We start from the raw sequence: 1,619 nt of genomic DNA on the forward strand, positions 1-1,619 counted from the left end.
ATCTCACTGCCCATGCACAATGGCTTTACTGTGACCTGGATCTACCCTCCCGAAAATAAGTATCTCTACTTATTGACTTATCTGCCATAGGTTTAACCTGTCACGAATGAATACGGATCGGAGTACCATCAAATGGGGAGATCTGATTCTAGCGACAACATCATTACCCACAACCTCTAACCCTACTTGCGCTGACTGTGATAGTCAGCCCAGTCCAGTTCCAGCGGGTACTGTCGGTGCTTTTGAGGGAGCCTACTACCACCATTGTGATATCTATCGCCCGCAGTACAACTGCATGATGAGAAACCTGCAGCCGTTTTGTGCTGTTTGTAGACATCGAATTGAAGAAACCCTGACCCCCTTCTTACCGACAATCAGTCTACCTTGGCTAGACATGGTTTTCTGGACATGGGTCATTATCGTTGGCGGTCTGTTGATTTCGCCTGAGGGAGTGTTCTGTATTGTCTGTGGTCAACCTATCGATGCTGTTGGGTACATTGGTAATGTGATGGTCGGAGTCTTCGGCGTAGGCTCTATTGTTCTAGGTCTAGTTGGATTGGCTCGAAGTCTCACAAAATCATTGAAAGTAGGGGTTTAATTCGAACTGGTTTCCTTATAGGGCCCATTGTGTATCCATATCTAAACCAAGGCCTGATAAGACTCGAGTCTTATCAGGCCTTGGTCATTAAAGAAGCTAGATGTTAATTGTTTTCAACGGAGCACGTCCTTCTGCTACAGCAACAAAACCAAATCAGGAAAATAGTCACGAATTGCAAAAGAATGATAGTGATGAGAAGCCATTTGATTTGTCTTTGATTATCGACAGGTGTTGTTTTACGGTCGTCTTCAAATTTAGTGATCACGTCATTAGGATCACTGACTGCTGCTGATAGCCGAACTTCTCTTGTAAAAGGCGGGCTGCTCTGATTTTCACTGCGAACCGGTCTCTCAATATCATTGCCTAATGACCACCCATCAATGTCAGCCACGGGTCGGAAATCATAGGCACCTTTCAAGGCTGTGTTATTGTAAACACCCGTGAAAATCCCATCCCCAGCCATATCGTCACCCTGTCCATCCTCATTACGGCCATTGTCAAATAATTTAAGCGTATCTCTGGAACCATCTGGACGTGTGACTTCAGCAACGATTTCTTCACTTTCTTTGGTTACTGTGCCACCAAGGCTTTTGGCAGACGCATAAATATATATCTCTTCATTGGGCTCATAACTTGGTTTATGGAGAGTAGCGGTGAAGCTGTTGATCCTGCTGTGGGCATAAGCACGTGCTACAAACTTACTATTTTGTCCTACAAACTGCTGACCTTTATAGCCAAGGGGACGAATAAATAGCATCCAATTACCCTGCTCAGGCGAGTCAATACGTACATACTGCCCCTGTGGAATTTTATGGGTTTCATAGTAATTACCATTTGGACTTACTAGAAATGCGCTAGCTCTTGCCCTAGGGTTTTGCCATAAGAAACTAAAGCTAACTCAGATCTTGCACCATTCTTGATAAGCTCTGTCAGGCCTTGATTTGATGACAATATCAAAGCCATAATGAGCGGCGATATCGGCCGTATGCTCGATGTGTCTAAGCAGTTGAGCCCAGAGTAT

2 protein-coding genes are annotated in these 1,619 nt (G+C 44.7%); one reads left to right on the forward strand and one right to left on the reverse strand.

From position 1 onward, the window contains the following. Positions 1-106: 106 nt before the first annotated feature. Positions 107-598: a M64 family metallopeptidase gene (locus tag IQ260_RS31375; RefSeq protein WP_228016575.1), complete on the forward strand. Its 492-nt coding sequence runs from the start codon at positions 107-109 to the stop codon at positions 596-598. A gap of 103 nt (positions 599-701) precedes the next feature. On the opposite strand, the gene IQ260_RS30455 is transcribed toward IQ260_RS31375, so the two are convergent. Further along, complete coding sequence (locus tag IQ260_RS30455) at positions 702-1,355, reverse strand: hypothetical protein (protein ID WP_193996780.1); 654 nt, start codon at positions 1,353-1,355, stop codon at positions 702-704. Between the last annotated feature and the right edge of the window lie 264 nt (positions 1,356-1,619).

Origin of the sequence: Leptolyngbya cf. ectocarpi LEGE 11479 (assembly GCF_015207065.1) — a bacterium.
Lineage (GTDB): Bacteria > Cyanobacteriota > Cyanobacteriia > Phormidesmidales > Phormidesmidaceae > Leptothoe > Leptothoe ectocarpi.

What these genes read in the sequence shown, in the direction of transcription:
- IQ260_RS31375 (WP_228016575.1), top strand. Translation starts at nt 107, where the DNA reads ATGAATACGGATCGGAGTACCATCAAATGGGGAGATCTGATTCTAGCG.
- IQ260_RS30455 (WP_193996780.1), bottom strand. Translation starts at nt 1,355, where the DNA reads ATGCTATTTATTCGTCCCCTTGGCTATAAAGGTCAGCAGTTTGTAGGA.